13 protein-coding genes are annotated in these 18000 nt (G+C 54.0%); 5 read left to right on the forward strand and 8 right to left on the reverse strand.

The window, feature by feature from the left end:
* Positions 1 to 80 precede the first annotated feature (80 nt).
* Together Q3A88_RS11255 and Q3A88_RS11260 are read left to right on the forward strand one after the other, a co-directional pair.
* On the forward strand, positions 81 to 914 hold the full coding sequence (locus Q3A88_RS11255) for an AraC family transcriptional regulator (RefSeq protein ID WP_110162657.1): 834 nt from the start codon (positions 81 to 83) through the stop codon (positions 912 to 914).
* A gap of 123 nt (positions 915 to 1037) precedes the next feature.
* Entirely contained in the window at positions 1038 to 2033 is a 996-nt protein-coding gene (locus Q3A88_RS11260) for a DMT family transporter (RefSeq protein ID WP_039518852.1), read from the forward strand.
* A 35-nt stretch (positions 2034 to 2068) separates the two neighbouring features.
* Here Q3A88_RS11260 and Q3A88_RS11265 read toward each other — a convergent pair whose 3' ends face one another.
* The 8 genes from Q3A88_RS11265 to Q3A88_RS11300 all read right to left on the reverse strand — a co-directional run bounded on the left by Q3A88_RS11265 (position 2069) and on the right by Q3A88_RS11300 (position 11984).
* Complete coding sequence (locus tag Q3A88_RS11265; protein ID WP_039508922.1) at positions 2069 to 2566, reverse strand: TlpA family protein disulfide reductase; 498 nt, start codon at positions 2564 to 2566, stop codon at positions 2069 to 2071.
* A complete protein-coding gene (locus Q3A88_RS11270) occupies positions 2553 to 3269 on the reverse strand; it encodes an ABC transporter ATP-binding protein (RefSeq protein ID WP_010285208.1) in 717 nt (238 codons plus the stop codon). Before Q3A88_RS11270 ends, Q3A88_RS11265 begins: the two co-directional genes overlap by 14 nt.
* Positions 3270 to 3273: 4 nt before the next feature.
* Positions 3274 to 4413 carry an ABC transporter permease gene (locus Q3A88_RS11275; RefSeq protein ID WP_309098184.1) on the reverse strand — a complete coding sequence of 380 codons (1140 nt, stop codon included), beginning with the start codon at positions 4411 to 4413 and terminating at the stop codon, positions 3274 to 3276.
* Complete coding sequence (locus Q3A88_RS11280) at positions 4403 to 5692, reverse strand: ABC transporter permease (protein ID WP_317177921.1); 1290 nt, start codon at positions 5690 to 5692, stop codon at positions 4403 to 4405. The genes Q3A88_RS11275 and Q3A88_RS11280 overlap by 11 nt, the downstream gene beginning before the upstream one ends.
* Before the next feature lie 2 nt (positions 5693 to 5694).
* Positions 5695 to 7092: a Fe-S-containing protein gene (locus Q3A88_RS11285; RefSeq protein ID WP_317177932.1), complete on the reverse strand. Its 1398-nt coding sequence runs from the start codon at positions 7090 to 7092 to the stop codon at positions 5695 to 5697.
* 154 nt (positions 7093 to 7246) lie between these two features.
* Entirely contained in the window at positions 7247 to 7774 is a 528-nt protein-coding gene (locus Q3A88_RS11290; protein WP_010285198.1) for an iron transporter, read from the reverse strand.
* A 119-nt stretch (positions 7775 to 7893) separates the two neighbouring features.
* Positions 7894 to 9798: an FTR1 family protein gene (locus Q3A88_RS11295; RefSeq protein ID WP_317177922.1), complete on the reverse strand. Its 1905-nt coding sequence runs from the start codon at positions 9796 to 9798 to the stop codon at positions 7894 to 7896.
* A 506-nt stretch (positions 9799 to 10304) separates the two neighbouring features.
* Entirely contained in the window at positions 10305 to 11984 is a 1680-nt protein-coding gene (locus Q3A88_RS11300) for a methyl-accepting chemotaxis protein (protein ID WP_317177923.1), read from the reverse strand.
* 536 nt (positions 11985 to 12520) lie between these two features.
* Here Q3A88_RS11300 and fdhF point away from each other — a divergent pair.
* The 3 genes from fdhF (at position 12521) to Q3A88_RS11315 (ending at position 17674) form a co-directional block, all read left to right on the forward strand.
* Positions 12521 to 14671: a formate dehydrogenase subunit alpha gene (gene fdhF / locus Q3A88_RS11305; RefSeq protein WP_110162660.1), complete on the forward strand. Its 2151-nt coding sequence runs from the start codon at positions 12521 to 12523 to the stop codon at positions 14669 to 14671.
* Positions 14672 to 15358: 687 nt separating this feature from the next.
* Positions 15359 to 16672 carry a CitMHS family transporter gene (locus tag Q3A88_RS11310; protein ID WP_039311989.1) on the forward strand — a complete coding sequence of 438 codons (1314 nt, stop codon included), beginning with the start codon at positions 15359 to 15361 and terminating at the stop codon, positions 16670 to 16672.
* A gap of 108 nt (positions 16673 to 16780) precedes the next feature.
* Positions 16781 to 17674 (forward strand): GntR family transcriptional regulator, encoded by an 894-nt coding sequence (locus Q3A88_RS11315; RefSeq protein WP_317177924.1) that lies wholly within the window; start codon positions 16781 to 16783, stop codon positions 17672 to 17674.
* Positions 17675 to 18000 lie beyond the last annotated feature (326 nt).

Raw genomic sequence — 18000 nt, forward strand, 5'->3', positions numbered from 1 at the left:
AGCCAACGCACATGCAACTTGAAGTATTACGGGTATATCACTGCTATGATGGCGGTCAGAACCAGAGACAAGGTGGCAGCATGCAGGGTGTACCGGAACAGTTTACCGATGAGAGAGACTATGCCCAGTTCCGGCACTTACCGGCGCTGCCCGGCATTGAGCTTTATCACGCGCACATCTGCCGTTATGCCTTTGAGCCGCACACGCATGAGGCGTTTGGCATCGGCACCATTGACGACGGTGCGGAGCGATTCCGCTATCGTGGCGCCAAGCATATTGCGCCTGTCGATTCGTTAGTGTTGATGAACCCTGATGAGCTACATACGGGGGAAGCCGCGACAGAAGACGGCTGGCGCTATCGCATGATCTACATTCCCCCCGATGTGTTGGAGAACGTCTCCGGCGAGAAAGGCTGGTGGTTTACCGACGTCGTGCGTCACGATCCCGCAACCGCACGCCAGCTGGCGATGACGCTGGCCGCGCTGTGGCAGACGACCGATCCCTTGGCGAGTGAAAGCCTGCTGCTGTCGCTGATTGCGCTTTTCCGACCTCACGCGCACATTGCCCAGCGCCAGAGGATTGAACCGCTGCACCGCTTTGATGTGGTGAAAGCCTATCTGCGCGAGAATTTCGCCCACACCATTACCTTAAAAGAACTGGCGGCGCTGGTTTCCCTGAGCCCGTATCATTTCCTGCGCCAGTTCAAAGCGCAGTTCCACGTCACGCCGCACCAGATGCTAATGGCAATCCGACTGTATGAGGCTAAACAGATGCTGACACGCGGTATGGCAGCCGCCCATATCGCCGTCGCCGTGGGACTGACCGATCAGGCACATCTGACCCGCACCTTCGCCCAGCGCTATGGCGTCACGCCCATTCGCTACCAAAAGCAGGTGTATCCGGTTCAGCGCTAACGCTTTCAGCACGCATGCCGTCATCGCTCCCCTGCCGATAATAAACAGCAATATCCTACAATCATTCAACACCGACTCTCCCTAGACTGGCGCGATACACTATTGTGAAAAAATGGGTTTATCATGCTGATAGGGGTTTTATTTGCGCTTGCCGCCGGGCTGATGTGGGGGCTGATTTTTGTTGGGCCATTGATCGTACCGGACTACTCTGCGGCCTTGCAGTCCACCGGACGCTATCTGGCTTTTGGGCTGATTGCCTTGCCGCTGGCGTGGCTCGATCGCCGTCGTTTGCGCCAGTTGACCCGCAGCGACTGGCTGGAGGCCACGAAGCTCACCATCATCGGTAATCTGCTGTACTACTTTCTGCTCGCCAGCGCGATTCAGCGCACGGGCGCGCCGATCTCAACAATGATTATCGGCACCCTGCCCGTGGTCATTTCCGTTACCGCCAATGTGTTGTACAGCAAGCACGATGGCCGCGTAGCCTGGCGTCGGCTGCTGCCCTCGCTGCTGTTGATTGCGGCTGGGTTGGTTTGCGTCAATATTGCGGAACTGAAAGGCACCACCGTCGCATTCGATTTATGGCGTTATGCCAGTGGGATTGCGATGGCCTTTCTCGCCGTGGTTTGCTGGACCTGGTATCCGCTGCGCAACGCCCGCTGGTTGCGCGACCACAAAGGCAATACGCCGACCACCTGGGCCACGGCACAGGGGCTGGTCACGCTACCGCTGGCGCTGTTGGGTTATCTGCTGGTGTGCGGCCATCTGGCGCTAACGGATAGTACCTTTACACAGCCGTTTGGCCCGCGGCCTGAAGTTTTCATCCCGCTGATGCTGGCGATTGGGCTGTTTTGTTCGTGGATTGGTACGCTGTTCTGGAACGAAGCCAGCCAGCGTCTGCCGACGGTGCTGGTAGGGCCGCTGATTGTGTTTGAAACGCTGGCGGGGCTAACTTATGCCTTCATCATCCGGCAATCCTGGCCGCCGCTGCTGACGCTCTGTGGCATCACCTGCCTGATTGTCGGGGTGATCTACGCGATGCGCGTGAAACCGGAACCTGTCGTTGTGAAAAAATCAACGGTGGTAGAAGTTCCGATGCCGGTTTCACGGCCAGAGTAAACGCACGCCTAAGAGGCTGTGAAAATAGCCGGTCTTTATGTCCGGCTTGCCAGCTTCTGAAACAGCGCGGTCAGCTGTGCTTCATCTCTCGCGCCCTGATGCTGATCGGTCACCTTGCCGTTGGCATCAATAATAAATGAGGTTGGCGTGCCGCTGACCTGATAGCGCTCTTTGGTTATGCCCAACTGGTCGCGCACCACCGGATAGGTCACCTTGTGGTGCGCCAGCATCGACGTGATATCCACGCCGTCAGGATCGGTGTTAACCGCCACCACCACGACTTTATCGCCATACTCCTTGCTCAGCTTCTCCAGCGCGCCCATTTCAACCATGCAGCCGCCACAGCCCGACGACCAGAAATTCAGGTACACGCTTTTCCCCTGCCAGCGCGACAGATCCACCTGCTGCCCCGCCAGATCGTAGGCCGCCAGCGCCGGTGCCTGTGCTCCGACGCTCACCTGTTCTTCCTTACAGCCGCTTAGCGCCACTGCACCCAGCAGGCAAAGCGCGGTAATCCCGTTACGCCATTTCATGATGATTCACCTCTTCACCAAAATACTTGCCGTGTTGCAGGCGGATAATACGGTCAGCAAACCGACCTAACTCAGGATTGTGCGTCACCATCACAATGGTACGCCCCTGCCGATGCAGATCTTTCAGCAGATCCAGCACCCGCCGTTCATTCTCTTCATCCAGATTCCCCGTCGGTTCATCGGCGAAAATCACAGGAGGCTCATTCACCAGCGCACGGGCGATACACACGCGCTGCTGCTCACCGCCGGAAAGCTGGCTCGGTAAGTGATCGACGCGATGCGCCAGCCCCACCTGTTCCAGCACGCGCTGCGCCGCCGCTTCATCCACCACGCTGTGGTAATGCTGCGCCAGCATCACGTTTTCCAGCGCGGTCAAAAACGGAATCAGGTGGAACTGCTGGAATACCAGTCCAATCTTATCGGCCCGGAACTGGCGGCGCCCTTCTTCATCCAGCCCAGCGGCATCGACGCCGTCCAGCAATACCTGCCCTTCACTCACCGTATCCAGACAGGTGAGAATATTCATCAACGTCGTTTTACCCGAGCCAGATGCGCCCATGATGGCGACAAACTCGCCGCGCGCGATGCGGATATTAATGTTCTCCAGCGCGGTAACCTGACCAAAGCGTTTATAGAGCTGGCGAGTTTCAATCACCGCCTCCGCGGCCTGCGCCCTTTCCTGCGCGTTCACCTCTACAGACATCGAGCTACTCTCCTTTCAAGACTTTGGCTGGTTCGACGTAGATTGCACGCCGGGTAGGAACCACTGCCGCGACGGCAGCAACCAGCAACGATAGCACCAGCGTGAGCGGGAACACGGGTAAACGCAGCGAGATCGTCGCGTTGAAGACGGCCATCCCCAACACCTGTGCCAGCAAATAGCCCAATAGCAAACCGCATAACACAGCCGCCAGCGCGATGATGCCAGTTTCCGCCAGCATCTGCCGGATGATGTCTCGTCCGCTCGCGCCCAACGCTTTCTGTAGCGCAAACTCGCGGGCGCGTTCGCCGACAATCGCCATCAGCGTGGTGTTCACACACAGGGAAGACAGCACGAGAATCACCGCCGATACCAGCCCCATCAGCCCTTTAATTTTATTCAGCACCTGACCTTCCGACGCCGACACTTTCAGGATCGGGCGGATCTCCAACTGTGGATACTGCTGTTGGAGCTGTGCTGCGAAGCGATCGACCTGCCCCAGATCGTTGCTAACGCTCAACAACGCATTACTGATCGCGCCTTCTTTATCTAGCCACTTTTGCGCCAGCTCCAGATTCACGATCAGCATGTTGTCCGTCGCATCACCGGATTCCACGATGCCTTTGATCTGCAACCGCTGCTTCCCGCCGTCGCCCACCAGCGTGATGCTATCGCCGACTTTGACGTTCAGCCGCTCCGCCAGCTTCACCCCGATCATGGCGTTACGATCATCGAAGCTCACGCCAATCCAGTTACCCGTGACCTGCCAGTACGGTGCCAACTGCCGCAGCGATTCAAACCACACGCCCATCAGCACCACTTTCTCCAGCTCCGTACGCGCCATACCGTACAGATAAGGGCTGGCTGCATTGATCAACCCAGCGGGTGCGTTGTCGATAATCGGCTGAAACGTGCTTTGTGGAATCGTATTGCCCCGCGCCGGGCCGATGTAAAAATTCGCGCCGAAGGTGCGCAATTCCTGACTCATCTTGGCGTTGATATCGAAATAGACCGCAGACATCGCCGTCACAATCGCCGCCCCGACCATCAGCGCCGCGAACACCACGCTGACGCGCTGCATACGCAGCCGCAGCGCGCGGAACACCAGCCGCCAGAACATGCTGTTCATCCAGCCATTAGCGCCCATACAGCACCTCCACCGGATACAGTTTGGCGATCCGGCGTGCCGGGAACCACGTTCCGATGATGGCGATCAGCATCGAGATCACCAGCACACAAGGGATAACAATCCACGCGAAACTCAGCGGTACGCCGAACAGCATCAGGCCAATGGCTTTCGCCAGCCCCCAGCCTGCGACGCAGCCCGCGATGCCGCCAGCCAGCCCGCTCAGCGCCGCTTCGAGATAAAACAGCAGCATGATCTGCCACTGACGCGCCCCCAGCGCTTTCATCAACCCTATCTCTTTGGCCCGTTCCATGATGGTGCTGGTCATCAGCGAGGCAATCCCCATCGCTGCCGCCACCAACGCGGCAAAGGTCACCACCGCCAGAAGCAGTTGGATCTTGTCGATCACCACGCCTTCCGAGGCTGCGACCTGCCAGATAGGGCGGACCACCGAGCCAGAAATCGCTTCTTCCAACTGATGCGCAATCGAAGACACATACGCGGTGCAGTACCAGAGGTCATACTCCTCAGCATTCAGCGCTTCCAGATTTTCCCGCGCCCGCCGCGACAGCTCATTTTCCGGCACGGTCAGCGCCGATACGCGAATCGCCTGAATTTTACCGGCTAGCCCCAGCAGCGATTGCACCGTTGCCAGCGGCATCACCAGTCGGCTTTCTTCATCACCGCCGCTGCTCAGAATACCGCTCACCTCTACCGTTGCGTCGCCTTTTGCGCCGTGCAGCGCGAGTTTATCCCCGACTTTCCAGCCCATCTGCGCCGCCAGCTGTTTTCCCACCAGCGTTTGCGCCACATTTTCCGTCGTCACCGGTTCCTGCGGCCACTGCCCGGCCACCTGCCAGTAAGGACTAACGGTCATTTGTCCCGTGCGATAATCTTCCTCATCCGGTACCGCGACAGGCTGAGAAAAGAAGGTGCCCAGCACGGCAACCGGCTGACCGTTGATCTCGACATCACCGCTCAGCAGCGGCGCAAAGCCGACAATATTATTGCGCCAGAAGATATCTTTGATGTTCGGCAGCTCGGCCTCATCGAGGAAATCCTGTCCTTCCAGCGGGTTACTGCGCTCGCCAAACAGCGCAGGTAGCGCAGCTTGTCCTGCTGGCTCAATCAGAATATTCGCGCCGTAGGATTTCAGCTCGCGCGCCATTTTGTCGCCGATGTCGATGGACACCGCCAGCAGCGCGGAGATCAACCCCGCAGCCAAAAACACGGTCAGCACCGCCAGCGATTTACGCCGAATATTTCTGCGCCAAGACTGACGTAACAGTCGCCACAGCATGATTATTCCTCCTCAGCCTGCTCGCCCGTTGCCGCTTTGGTAGTGGCAAATTTCGCGGGACTTTCGCGGAAGCGGTTGTAGTTGGCTTCCGACGAGAAGAAGTACGTTTTACCGCCGTAGCGATATTTATGTTCCGCACTCACGTTGGTGAGTTTGGAGCCATCAACCGGGTCGATGACTTCCATCGACACCACCGTCGAGAAGTAGTTAGTGCCTGCCGCCAGTGACGCTCGCCCAATCACCAGTTCATTATCGTCGTTGCTCCACCCTTCGATCGGCACGGGATTACAGCCGCCCGCCTTCCCGATAGAAGGAATGAAGATATGCACGCCGCAGGCGACACAAATCACCTGATTGCCTTCCATCACATAGCCCTGATCGCCGCACAGCAAGCAGGCATCAAATACCACGCCCAGACGCAGGCGATCGGGATAGCGGTTAATGATGAAAAAGCGCACGGCCTTGCCGTCATCGGCAATCCACACGAAGCGATGCAGCTTGCCATCACGCACTTGTTCAATCGGAATATGCACTTTGCCATCGGCAGCCAGCGTCACCGGCTGCGCTTCCGACAGACGAGGCGGCTGTGACGCGACCTTGTCCCAATAGAGTTGAGCCAGCACCACCACCAGCAGCGCCGTAAGCGTCGCCAACAGCGTGCGGCGCAGTGTGCGATAGCCTGCAGTCGCTTTACGCTTTTCAATCGCCTCATGCGTGGCCAGCATCTGGCGGCGCGCATGCCGCAGCGGCCAAACCAGCCCAGCAGCCAACGCCGCCATGAACAACGCACTGAGGTAATTCAATAAATGCGCGCTGTTGGTGACGTGCGCCACATAGCTCAGGCGCGGCTTGGTCAGCCCCAGCGCCTGTAATTTCATCAACAGCAGTAACAGATTGCCGCTTATCGGCAACAGCAGAAGTGCGACCAGCAGCGCAAGAAGCGGCCAGCGCAGTAAGCGAAGGCGGCGCACGATCATGCCGCACAGCGCGGCACAGAACACCAGCCAGCCAAACGCCAGCAGCACGGCGCTGAAATTCAGTAGCAGATCGGTATTTACCACATGGGTGGTCGTCAGCGCAGTCAGATTGGGATCGTTGCCCCAATGTACCGCCGCGCCCGCCACCAGCAGCGCCTGCCACAGATAGCCAAGACGCGGGTGGGAAAAACACTGACAGACAAGAAACAGGATCAAGGCCAGCGCCTGAAGCGCCGTAAAGCCCAGCAGAAACGCCTGCCCGTTAGGAAAATGCACGCCAATAAACGTACCGGCGAACAGCGCCAGCAGCGTGGTCCAACCCAGCGCTTTGACTGTCGGCGTGGAACGATGGCTCCAGCTCAGCCCCAGCAATAGCGCTATCGGCAGGAAGGATTGAAGTGTCGTGATAAAGAAATAACTCATATTCTCGTCATACTTCACGTTGCAGGTGCGTCGGCTGAGCGTGATGCCAAATAGCATCAGTACACGAACCGAAAAATCGCCGCCTCTGCGGGCCGCGATAATGACCCACAGAGGCGTGAACATGACCGCGACAGAACATCGCGGACAGAAGACCTTATTCTAAGCCGACGTATTTGAAGTCAAAGCTGACATCAAACGGTTTCCACCAGCGGCCTACGCCCGTTTCACCATCGGTGTGACGGTGCATACCGGCTTTTGATGGCGGATCGATGTGGTAAGTCACTTTATAGTTACCCACGCCCATCATTTTGATGTTCGCGCCGTAGTGCGGGCCATCGCTGGCAACCATCGGCATGAAGGTACCTTCCTGCTTCGCACCGGTATCGGTGTTAGTCAGGGTGTAAGCGATGGTCAGGAACGGCATCCATTCACCGGCACCGAAGCCGTTTTTGTTGCCTTCAGCAGCGTGAATATCGGCTTCCAGATGGATGTCCGCTTTTGCAGCAGGCAGACCCATCCCACGCGGTTCCATATCGATAGGTTGCAGATAAACAGCGGCAATTTCCATTTCGTTCATGGAAACAGGCTCACCCGCTGGATATTCTTTAAACGCCAGCGCGGCAGGCGCAGTGAAAATACCGGCAATAACGGCACCCGCAATCAGACTTTTTTGCATATTCATCAAACCCATCCTCATCTCAGTCGTCCCTCTTCGCTTAATTCGCTAAGCGATTGGGGTTGTTATGGTTATTTGCTGCTCTTATTGCTTTCAGTATTAATTAACGTCGGACGCTTTTTTTATTAGACAGCAGACGCCCTGCGCCGCATCACCCACAGAGCGATTAACGCCGCGACCACCAGCACACCCTGTGGAATCAGCGTTTCCACGTAAGGATAAATCCCCAACCCGCTGATTTCCGGCACGCCGGTCAGCAACGTCGGTTCAAACAGTTTGCCTTCGATCAGTTCCAGCACGCCTTTACCCGCGAACACAAACGCCATCAGGTACATAAAGCAGCCGGTAAACATGAAGAACGGCTTCAGCGGCAGTTTGACGATCGTGTAGCGCATCACAAGATAGGCGATCAGCAGAACCACACAGCCGATAGCAAACCCGGCCAGAATGGAGAGGTGCCCCGCCATGTTGCTGGCATCACCGACCAGCGCGTAATAGAACAGCACCGTCTCCGCGCCTTCGCGGTACACGGCCAGAAAGCTGGTGAGCCATAGGCCAATCATGGAGCCACTGCTTAGCGAATGAGACAGTTTGCCTTCGAGATAGGCCTTCCAGTGCCGCGCTTCCACTTTGGACAACAGCCAGTAGCTCATGAAGAACAGCATCACGACAGCAATCAGCATCGTAATGCCTTCCAGCAGCTCACGGCTGGCACCGGAATTGGTGAACACGAGTTGGAAAATGACAGCGGTAATCACGCTACACAGCAGCGCGACGTAAACCGACTGGCGAATCAACGGCAGCTTGTCCTGCTGATTATTTTTCACCAAATAGGCCACGATCGCCGCCACAATCAGCAAGGCTTCCAGCCCTTCGCGCACAATAATCAGCAGGCTGTAGATCAACAGGCTCCAGTGAGTTTCGCCGCCATCGCCCAGCATAGTGACCGCCTTCGTCAGTTCCTGCTGTAGCGCATCGGCCTGCCCTTGCAGCTGTTCCGCTGGCTGTTTGGCGTTCATCAGGCTCACCAGACGGGTGAAATATCCTTCCAGCGTCGATTTGAACGCCGCATCACGAGAACCAATTTTGTTCTCCATGCCGGTGGCTTCAAACAGATCGAAATAGGTATCCTGCACCGCCATGATGGCGGGTTTGACGTGACCCTGACGGTACTGCGCGATCGCAGCGGCAATGGCCTGATTGATATCGTCGGCGACGTTCGCCCAGTTCGCGTCCGGCACGGCACCCGTATCGGCGTTCGCGGCAGGTGCTGCCGTGGCCTGCTGGCTATCGCGCGTTGTCGGCAATCCCGGCAAGACATCTTCGATATCCTGCAACAGCGTGGTGACCCGATAGGCGACATCCGTCAGTTGATCGGGTTGACTGGCCAGGGTAATCAGCGCGGAGAATTGTTGATTAATGGAAGCCGCCTGCTGCGCTGAGCGATTCTGCCTGACCGACATCTCCATTTCAGAGTTTTTAAACCCCTGATAGTGCGCCTGCTGCACGCTCTGACTGGCCTTTTTGTAATCGCCAGCCTGATATTCAGTCACGGCCTGCGCGAGCTGGTCATCGATGATTTTAAAACTCTGCTGCCAGTACGGCGTGATTTCGGCATTGTCATAGGCACCGTGCTGCTCCTGTGCGACCAGCTTGTGCCCTTCCGACAGCACGGGCAGAACGGCATCCAGTTCGCCCTTCAGCCAGGAGATTTTCGCTTGCACCTCGGCCTGCGGCTTTCCTTCGCCAATCATGCGGCGAATTTCACCGAAGGTCGCTTCCAACTGATAGCTTTTTTGCGCGGAAATGTTGATACGGATAGGGCCTTCAAGGTTTTCAAACACCTCGAAATAGGCCATCTGAACTTCGGTGCGGGCATCATCCGGCTTTTGCTGCTCATAGAGCTGAGCCGTTTTATCCAGCCGGGTTTCGATATCTTGAATAAATGAGGCGTAATCGGTCGCGGCAACTGCCACTGAACAACTCAACAGCCAACACAACAGCAGAAGCGTTTTTTGCCAGATAGACATAAGCGTGTGATGAAGCACAAATGATATTTATTCTTATTATCACTTTGATGCCGCCATCTGTCTTGATTTACGTCACGAAAACATGAGCAACAACCACTTTAGTATGTAACAAATAATTTCTAGTTTAACTTGATGCCAAAAAATTCCGCTTCATTTCTATAACCCTAGAAAAATACGGCTTTTTTATCTCAAAATCGGCAAAAAATTGCCAATAAAATAAAGCAATAAATATGCCAAAACTTTAAATTACCTATTTCAAGACTAGAGACACCCGTCTTAAAATGGTATTTCTTTACATTATCACAGTCAGATTTACAGAGAAAAACACCATTTTTCCTCTGTAATCCAACGCATTACACGCATCACGGTTAACGCGTTTCACCGAACATTTTTAGGCGATTACCCGCGTTCAACAGAACCGGGCAGATGCCTTTCCGCCCGGTTCGTCGCCTGCCTCATGGGTTATCTTGCGTTCAACCTCTGTCCCGTATTTAACCCGCTACGGATCAGAATTTTTCCCATCCCCCACTATTACGGCTATGTGCCGACAACAGCGGCGTGGTGCTCTGCCTAACCGCACGAGGAACAGGGGCAGAGACCGCCGGACGGGAAAAAGACGTTGCCGGATCGCAATCCGACTCCAGATCGAACACATCCACCACGGCGGACAGCTCGCTGGTTTGTTCATCCAGACGAGCTGCCGCTTCTGCCGATTGCATCACCAGCGACGCATTCTGCTGCGTGACGCTGTCCATTTCGTGCACCGCCTGACTAATCTGCGTAATCCCGCGAGTTTGCTCATCCGTTGCCGCTGCAATTTCACCAATCAGATCGTTCACATGCGAAATGGAGGCAATAATTGCCGTCATCGCTTCACCAGACTGTCGAACCTGCCCTGCACCGGTTTCAACCCGTGAAACCGACTCAGCGATCAGCGCCTCAATCTCTTTCGCCGCCTGCGCACTACGCTGTGCCAGCGTGCGAACCTCACCGGCTACCACGGCAAATCCTCGCCCTTGTTCACCGGCCCGCGCGGCTTCAACCGCCGCATTCAGCGCCAGAATATTGGTCTGAAACGCAATGCTGTTAATCACCGAGGTGATATCGGAAATTTGTCGGGAACTGGCGCTAATACCATCCATCGTCGTCATTACGTTGCTGCTGATATTCCCGCCTTTTTGTGCCGTATCCGCCGCATCCTTCGCCAGCTTACGCACCTGATGCACGTGTTCGGTCGTTTGCCGCACCGTGGAGCTAATCTCTTCCATACTGGCCGCCGTCTGCTGTAGTGCAGCAGCCTGCTGTTCCGTGCGGCTGGAAAGGTTATCGTTGCCATCCTTAATGCTCGACGTCCCGTTGTTGATTTCCGTCGTGCTCTGCCGGATGACCGTCACCGTATCGCGCAAACTTTTCTGCAATTTCTTAATATCGGGAATCAATCGTCCCGCACAGTTTTTGCCAAACTCCGCCAGCTCACAGCCTAAACGCCCCGCCGTGAGCTGCGCCAAGTGAGATTTGAGCACTGAAATCGGAATAACCAGATAGTTCCTCAAATAGTATTCCGTGAAAATCAATACGATGAGGCCAATCACCATCACGGCAATTAACGAATTACGATTTTGGTTATTGTGTTCATTCACGGTTGGAATCAACGAGGAGGCGGTAATGCTGTCCGAATAGCGTTTAATGTCTTCGCCAAACGTCAGGCTAATCGGAGGATAAACAGAGCGAAATATCTGTCGGAATCCTTCGTAATCATTGCGTTGCAGTGCCGCATTCATCGGATCGATAGAGGTCGAGATCAGGGTGTTCCAGGTATTTTTTACCGCATCAACCGTTGCCTGATCGACGCCGACATGCTCCGCAGTCTGGAATTTCTCCAGCGAGTCTTTGGTATTTTTTAGCGCGACCTGTGCCATTTCCAACGTCTTTTTGGCGTTTTCTGGCTCGTTACGCTGCAAATAATCCATCGTTCTTTCCATACGAGTTACGGCCCGAAAATATTGATCGGTTCCATAGACCAGATGGGAATACGTTTTTCGCTGAGTCTCACTTTTATCAAGCAAATTCGTGACCTGATAAAGCGAATAAAGACTGAATCCTGATGCCACTCCCCACGCCACTAACAGGGAAGCCACTATGAACAGCACCATTATTTTTATGCTGACATTTCTTAGAAATTCCATAATGCACTCCGCGACGTTAACAAATATTTCCCGCCCGCACGCTCTGTCGGAAAAGTATTTACTTTTTACTCATGACGGTGCCGCCCGTTGTCTCGCGCCCTTATCCCACGCGATCTCACAGGCGTTCTGGAATTCCCTGATTCATGTCCCATTTGATGGGAAATTAAGCTCAAAAAATTAACGAATAGAATGCGTTATCTTCCTTGAGATGCCAATTTCCGTTGTGTTAAACAGCCGACAGGCATGACTACCCCAGCCCAGTCGGTGGCACATAGAGTTAATATCGTCAAAAACAGTATAGGCATTAACGGATAAAGAGGATGAATACGCAGTCACGTTATTTTCCAGACGAATGTCCTATGGAAAAAGGTCGCGGCACTCAACACGTTAGGACGATTTATCATCGCCCTGAGCATGACCACGATCAGTAAATTAATTTTCTTTATCGGTGATTATCGAAGGTTAGATGACTGCATCAACAGCCTGCCGCAGGAATGCAGTTCTTACGATCCAAGACTCGGCTTTGGAGAATAATCATGCAGAAAGTGCTTACCGTCTGCCCGTATTGCGGGTCAGGCTGCAAAATTAACCTGCTGGTAGAGAACGGCAAAGTGGTTGGTGCAGAAGGCGCAAACGGCGTCACCAATGAAGGTGAGCTGTGCCTGAAAGGCTATTACGGCTGGGATTTTCTTAACGACACGAAAATTCTGACACCGCGTTTAAAGCAGCCGCTGATTCGACGTCAGAAAGGCTCGCCCTTTGAAGCCGTATCCTGGGATGAAGCTATCGACTTCGCCAGTTCCCGACTGAAAGCGATTAAAGAGAAGTACGGTGCCGAGTCGATTATGCACACCGGCTCGTCACGCGGTCCCGGCAATGAAACCAATTATGTGATGCAGAAATTTGCCCGGGCGGTCACCGGGAATAATAACGTCGACTGCTGCGCCCGACTCTGCCACGGCCCTTCGGTTGCCGGGCTACAGGTGACGCTGGGCAACGGCGCAATGAGCAACTCTATCTGCGAAATCGAAAAAACCGACTGCATCCTGATTTTTGGCTACAACGCCGCAGACTCACACCCCATCGTGGCGCGTCGGATCCTGAAAGCCAAAGCACGCGGGGCAAAAATCATCGTGTGCGATCCGCGCCATATTGAAACCGCCCGCATCGCCGATCTGTGGCTGCCGTTGAAAAATGGCTCCAACATGGCATTGGTCAACGCGTTCGCTAACGTGCTGATTAATGAAGGCCACTACGATAAAGCGTACGTCGCCCGCCATACCGAAGGCTTCGAGGAATTCAGCAAGACCGTCGCGAAATACACGCCGGAGTACGTCGCTGACATCACCGGACTGTCGCCGAAATTGATTCGCGACGCGATGCGGATCTATGCCGCTGCGCCGTCCGCCACCATTCTATGGGGAATGGGCGTGACGCAGTGGGGTCAAGGCGTTGATGTGGTCAAAGGTCTGTCCGGCCTGGCCCTGCTGACCGGGAATCTGGGGCGTCCGAACGTTGGCGTCGGGCCGGTGCGGGGGCAAAATAATGTGCAGGGTGCCTGCGATATGGGAGCGCTGCCCAATATGTTCCCCGGTTATCAAAACGTCACGGATAAAGCGGTGCTGGCGAAATTTGCCGATGCCTGGGGCGTACCTGAACTCTCCGACAAAATCGGCTACTCACTGACCGATCTCCCGCACAAGATAAAAGAAGGGAAGATCCGAGCCAATTACGTGATGGGCGAAGATCCGCTGCAAACCGAGCCGGATCTGTCGATGCTGCGCGATGCGTTCAACGAGCTGGAGTTGCTGATCGTGCAGGACATCTTCATGACCAAAACCGCTGCGATTGCCGATGTGATTTTACCCGCAACCTCCTGGGGCGAGCACGAAGGGGTCTATACCGCCGCCGACCGAGGATTCCAGCGCTTTTATAAAGCCGTGGAACCGCAGGGCGATGTGAAACCCGACTGGGAAATCATCAGCCTGATGGCTACAGCGCTCGGCTATCCGATGCACTATAACAACACGCAGGAGATCTGGGACGAGCTGCGAGCACTCTGCCCGCTGTATTACGGCGCAACCTACGAGAAAATGGAGGGACTGGGCTATGTGCCGTGGCCGTGTCCAACGGAAGACAGCCCCGGCACGCCATGGCTGTACGCCGGTAATCACTTCGATCGTCCCGGCGGGAAAGGCTTACTGCTCACGGCCGAATGGCGACCGCCGATGGAGCTGGTGGATGAGGATTACCCGCTGGTCTTGTGCACCGTGCGCGAAGTTGGCCATTACTCCTGCCGTTCCATGACGGGCAACTGCACCGCATTACAAACGCTGGCGGATGAACCGGGCTACGTGCAGGTTAGCCCCTATGACGCTGAGCGTTTAGGCATCCACGATCAGCAGCTAGCCTGGATCTCGTCGCGACGCGGCAAAGTGATCTCACGCGTTTCCGTCAGCGAGCGCATCAATAAAGGTGCCGTCTATATGACCTACCAATGGTGGATCGGTGCCTGCAATGAACTAACTCTGGATCATCTCGATCCGGTATCTAAAACGCCGGAATACAAACACTGCGCCGTTAAGCTGGAAGCCATCGACGATCAGCAGGCAGCAGAGAACTATGTACAACAAGAATACAGCCACTTGAAAGATCGGCTGCGCAGCACCGCAGAAAACGTCAGTTAATCACCCTTGCCTAAGCCGCCGCGAACCTCAGCCGTCAGGTAAAAGCCGTGGCGGCTTAGGAAATACAGATGGTTTAGACACCGTTTAATCTTCTTCACCGATAATACCTTTATCCCCCACCTCATCTTGTAAAATTTCATTAATGAATACGGATAAATTTCCGTTAATCGATAATAAACCTCTACGCACACCTTAAATTTTCACATCTCTGTTTATCTTTTAAAATTATGTTGGTTCTCACCGTCCTCCCCTCCGCCCAATTGTTTTTTATTCCAATTTAGCGCAATTTGCGTTTCATTTTACAATGCTTTAATTTGTTTTTAACAAAAAGAGCCCCTTGTAGCGACAGTGATCAAGTCGATTAAAATAATTACTAAACAATCGGTTAGATGGACGCTGGCGGGGATAAAAGGAATATTATTGCTCATATAGAGGTCGTTTATGTTATCGATTACCGTTATCTTATCGCTCCCTCATTATCTGTCCTTTATTATTCGTATCGACCCTGGAAGCTAATCCCCGCCTTTCATTCGTATTCTTCTGAACGTCGCTGACGTCGGGAAATAACCTAATTTCATCCCTTTCGATAGGCAGTTATAAAAAACTGCACGGCTTTTTTGTACCCCAAATTCGCCGAAAGAAAGGCAGTAAGTTATTCAGAATATAATAAAAAACAGGAGATTCACTGTGCTCACTATTCTCGGTTTCTCTATGGTCATCTGCTTTATGTATCTGATCATGACCAAGCGGATGTCTGCGCTGATCGCGCTGATTCTTGTCCCTACGCTGTTCGCACTGGCCGCCGGTTTCTATCAGGGGCTGGGGGCGATGATGCTGGACGGCATCAAAACGCTGGCACCAACCGGCGTTATGCTGACGTTTTCTATTCTCTACTTCGGCATTATGATCGATGCGGGGCTGTTCGATCCGCTGGTGCGCTTCATTCTCCGTCTGGTTAAAGGCGATCCGCTGAAAGTGTTGGTCGGCACCGCCGTGTTAACCTTGATGGTAGCGCTGGACGGTGACAGTACGACGACCTATATGATCGCGATTGCCGCATTCCTGCCGCTCTATCAGCGGTTGGGGATGAGCGTGCTCGGATTGACCTGTCTGGTTAACATCGCCAGCGGCGTGATGAACCTTTCCCCCTGGGGTGGCCCGACAGCGCGTGCCGCCGCCGCATTGCGCGTTGATGCACTGGACGTTTTCCTCCCCATGCTCCCGGCAATTGTTTTAGCCAGCCTGACTCTGGTCGGCGTCGCCGTGTTTCTGGGTCTACAGGAGCGCAAACGGCTGGGGATCATTGATGTCAGCAACTTCCAGAATGCGTCGATCAATCTGGGCAACGGCAGCGACGAAGAAAGCGATGCCAACCGCCGCCCTAAAATGTTCTGGCCTAACTTTATTCTGACCACCCTGCTTCTGGTGTTTCTGGTGATCGGGATTCTGCCTATTCAGGTGTTGTTTATGGTCGGCTTCGCTATCGCCGTCATGCTCAACTATCCCAAGCTGGAGGAGCAAAAAGCGCGGATCGGCTCACACGCCGCTAACGTGCTCGCGGTGACATCGCTTATTTTCGCCGCGGGGATTTTCACCGGAATTTTATCCGGTACGGGCATGGTAGATGCCATGGCGAAGAGTCTGTTGCAGGTGATACCAGAAAGTTTCGGCCCGTATCTTGCGGTGTTCACCGCGCTCATTAGCCTGCCGTTTACTTTTTTGATGTCCAACGACGCGTTCTATTTCGGAATTTTACCGGTTATCGCCCAGACGGCGGTCAACTATGGTATTACCCCAGAGGAGATCGCCCGTGCGTCGATTGTCGGCCAGCCGTTCCACCTGCTCAGCCCGCTGGTGCCGTCGCTCTACCTGCTGGTCAGTTTGGCAAAAGTGGACATCGGCGATCACCAACGCTTTGCAATCAAATGGGCGATTTTTGTCAGCCTGTCGCTGCTGGTCGGTGGTATTGTCTTCGGCGCATTTCCGTTCTATCACCAGTAAAACAGGATTGCTCCGGCCAAGCCGGAGCATGCTCTGCTGGCAGGCGAGCCGTACTGACAAGAACATAAAGATTCCTCGTAACACCCTAAACGACATAGCAGGATAGCCATGGCTTTAACTCCCCTACAGACAAGGATTGTCAGACAGATTGTCGCCTATATTCGCCGCGAGCAGCTGCCGCCCGGCGCTCATCTGATCGAATCGTCGCTGGCGCAGGTATTGAACGCCTCCCGCACGCCGGTCAAGGTCGCGCTGCTGTATCTGACGGAAAAAGGTATGCTGCATTACCACCGCAACCGGGGATTTTATCTTGACCGCCATGCCCATGAATTAGGGCATTTAGTCACTGAATTAGCCGCCAGCAGCGAAGAACCGCTCTACCGAAAGATTGTCGATATGCGCCTCTCTCGTCGGTTGCCAGAGCAGTTTTCAGAAGTGGATCTGATGCGAGAATGTCAGGTGTCCCGCTCCGTACTGCGTAACGTTCTGACGCGTATTCAACAGGAAGGTTGGCTGGAGTTCCGCACGGGTCAAGGCTGGCGAACCACGCCGATTATCGATTCCGTCACGGCCTATGAGGAAAGTTTTACGTTCCGCCTGCTGGTCGAGCCGCTTAGTCTGCTGTCGCCGCAGTTTCGTATCGATCAGCACACGCTCAACGCCTGCCGTAAGCAACAAGAAGACATTCTCAGTGGGGGTTACCTGACGCTCACACCGCATGAAATGTTCGATGCCAATACACACTTTCATGAAACGCTGCTTGCCTGTAGTGGCAACCGTTTCGCCCACCATAGCTTGCAACGAATCAATCAGTTACGGCGTCTGGTGGAATATCGACAAGGGAGTCCAGCCTTCAATCCCAAGCGATTGGAACAGATTGCAGAACATCTGGCGATTCTGGATTTCCTGCAACGGGGAGAGGTCGAAACAGCGGCAGACTGGATGAAAAAGCATCTGGAAAAAGCGTGCCACGATAAAGTCAGCATCGATCTTTTTCGGTGAAATAACCAACAGCGAGGTCTCAAATCATCAGTAACATATGTTTAAAAAATAAAAAACACCATTTTAAACACCCTAAACGCCCAGGCAGTTACAAACAGAAACACATAGGACAATAATTAAACTTCACATCAACAACAAGAAGAATGAAATCTAGGGCAAGAAAACAAAGTCACGGTTTAAATAATTAAAAAATTAATTTTTTTACAAAATGGCGTGTATATAAAGTTTTCGTTAATTGTACTTTTATTTTTACTTAATCTTTAAGTAATTTACCATCTGTTTTATTGATGTATAGCCACCTGTCATTAGTAACACTACTTCAACAC

The organism is Pectobacterium sp. HCp5_1, assembly GCF_032905925.1.
Lineage (GTDB): Bacteria > Pseudomonadota > Gammaproteobacteria > Enterobacterales > Enterobacteriaceae > Pectobacterium > Pectobacterium brasiliense_A.